The organism is Marinobacterium zhoushanense, assembly GCF_014641945.1.
GTDB classification, from domain to species: Bacteria; Pseudomonadota; Gammaproteobacteria; order Pseudomonadales; family Balneatricaceae; genus Marinobacterium_D; species Marinobacterium_D zhoushanense.
The window spans coordinates 453,265-455,803 of the sequence record NZ_BMIJ01000001.1; the positions used below are offsets into that span (position 1 = coordinate 453,265).

The 2,539-nt window shown below is 54.2% G+C and carries 2 protein-coding genes and 1 pseudogene; all 3 read right to left on the minus strand.

Annotated elements, in window-relative coordinates:
* Nucleotides 1-288 (minus strand): annotated as a pseudogene (locus IEX40_RS02145) (glycine cleavage system protein T); the annotation flags it as partial.
* Between the two features lie 398 nt (nt 289-686).
* The gene (purU, locus tag IEX40_RS02150; protein WP_188745852.1) at nt 687-1,559 is read right to left on the minus strand and encodes a formyltetrahydrofolate deformylase; all 873 of its coding nucleotides are present in this window, start codon (nt 1,557-1,559) and stop codon (nt 687-689) included.
* A 142-nt stretch (nt 1,560-1,701) separates the two neighbouring features.
* Nucleotides 1,702-2,539 (minus strand): glycine cleavage T C-terminal barrel domain-containing protein (locus IEX40_RS02155; RefSeq protein ID WP_188745451.1); only part of this gene is annotated, 838 nt, incomplete at its 5' end.

Genomic DNA, 2,539 nt, shown 5'->3' on the forward strand with positions numbered 1-2,539 from the left:
GCACTGACCCACGGCGCATTTTGACAGGTCACGGGGTGTAAGCAGCTGAGCAAACTTGGCAGCATCAGGCCCGGTGATCTCAACCTGACGCTCTACCGCGACGTCGCAGAGAATCGCATCGTTTACCAGGTTCCAGAAGTTCTGTACCGGGTCACCGAAATCACGCGGAATATACATGTGGTTATAGACCGAGAAGCCGGTCGCCCCCCAACGCACGGTGGCGTCGAAATAGGGAGATTTACGGATTTGTGTGCCGAAACCAAACTCTTTTTGCTCTTGCTTGCCCATCTACTCGTCCTCTTATTGTGCGGCCGTTTTTCAGATCTTTGGTTACCAACGAGCGGTAACGCTTGAATAAGGAAATGATATGAGGAACGCACTGAATACGAGGCCTAAAGGGGGGCGACCAAACTGCATATCAGGACTAATTTTGGGTACCCTTTGGACCGTTTAGACTACAGCCAGGCAGAGAGCCGGATAGCACCCAAAATGCATACGCTTTAACACTTAAAACGGCTCTGGAAGCAGCTCTTACGTAGAGGTTTCATATGCCTCGCGGCGAGGCGAAGTCATATCGGGCGATGGCGTGAACGCGAGGAGGGAGATCCCCTAAATGACAAAAGCGGATCACCCGATTGCCGGGCGATCCGCTTGTTATTTAGCGCAGCTGAGCGTTGAAGGGAAGATCAGTGCCCCGGGAAGACAATGGTCTTGTTGCCATTGAGGAAACAGCGTCGCTCAACATGCAATTTGATCGCCTTTGCCAGTGCAAGACGCTCGGTATCGCGCCCTTTGGCTACCAGGCGATCCGGCGTGTAGGTATGATCCACCGACTCCACGCCCTGAGTGATGATCGGACCTTCGTCCAGGTCTTTGCTGACGTAATGCGCGGTGGCACCAACCAGCTTCACCCCTTTTTCATAAGCCTGATGATAAGGTTTCGCACCTTTGAATCCCGGCAGCAGCGAGTGGTGGATATTGATCGCACGCCCGTGCAGTTTCTTGCACATATCGTCCGAAAGGACCTGCATGTAGCGGGCCAGTACAACCAGATCGGCCTCGGCTTTCTGGATGATATTCCATATCTCAGCTTCCTGCTGCGGCTTGGTGTCCGCCGTAATGGGCAGGTGGTAATACGGAATGTTGTACCACTCAGCCAGTCTCTGCAGATCCGGATGGTTGGAGATGATAGCCGGAATCTCAATATTGAGCGCACCGATACTCTGGCGATGCAAAATATCCTGAAGGCAGTGATCATACTTGGATACGAGAATGACCACCTTGTCTGGAGTCGATGAATCCCGCAGATCCCATACAGCATCAAAGGCGGCGGCCCGATCACCAAACTGGCTGCGCAGGCTTTCTTCAGCCAATTCGCCGGCCCCAATATAACGGAACTCTACACGAAAGAAGAAACGCTCAACGTCATCATCGTCAAAAGTGTGTATCTCATATGCGTAGCACTCGTGCTTATACAAGCATCCAATTATCAGATCGAGCACACCCAGTTTGCTAGCTGAGCTTCCGCTGAGGATATAGGTTTTTTCAGTTGTGTTCATAACACCAGGTCCTTTAATCAAATCATGCGCCAGCTTACGCCTCAGAAGATATTGGCAGTGGAAAAACCGAATGCTCGAATATCTTCTGATAGGTCTTGGACTGATATATTTTTATTAATCGACTTATATTTGCAGGTGACTATCAAGCCGCCGCGATTTTCTTGTTGGGATCGAAGAACGGTCTTTCGACTACGGTCGCTGTCCGCTTCCCATTCGGCATATCCACTTCCAGGGTCATGCCAACTTCCGCACACTCCGCGCTCACCATCGCCAGCGCGATATTCTTCTCCAGACGCGGAGAAAAGATGGCCGAGGTGACCTTGCCCACGGAATGACCCTCTTTTTCCACGGCCCAGAACCGGGTGTTCGGCCCCGACAGCGCCGCACCGTCGATCACCAGACCAACCTGCTTGCGGGAGACACCCTGTTCACGGATACGCTTGAGAGCCGCCTTGCCGATGAACTCGGCTTCCATATCCAGCTCAACCAGTCGATCCAGGCCCAGCTCGTAAGGGTTGGTGTTGATGTCCATATCGGCATGGTAGGACAGCATGCCGCCTTCGATACGGCGAATGGACGATGTATGCCCCGGCTTGAGTCCAAAGGGCGCACCCGCCGCCATGATCTTTTCCCACAGCTCGTCGCCCTTGGAGGAGTCCTGCAGATAGAGCTCATAGCCCAGCTCGCTGGACCAGCCGGTGCGGGAGACGATCAGCGGAATGCCGTCGAGGTCATATTCGCGCAGCCAGTAGTAGCGGAGGTCGGTGATGCTGTCACCGAACAGCGCCTTCATGATCTCGCCGGACTTCGGACCCTGCAGCTGAAGCGGCGACACGTCCGGCTCGCGGATCTGCACATCCAGACCAGAATTGACCGCCACGCCCTGCGCCCAGAGCAGAATGTCGCTGTCCGCCAGGGAGATCCAGAAGCGGTTTTCTTCCAGACGCAGCAGGATCGGGTCGTTCAGGATGCCGCCTTCG

Excerpts from the sequence above, each read along its gene's own strand:
- purU (WP_188745852.1), bottom strand. The coding sequence starts at position 1,559 with ATGAACACAACTGAAAAAACCTATATCCTCAGCGGAAGCTCAGCTAGC.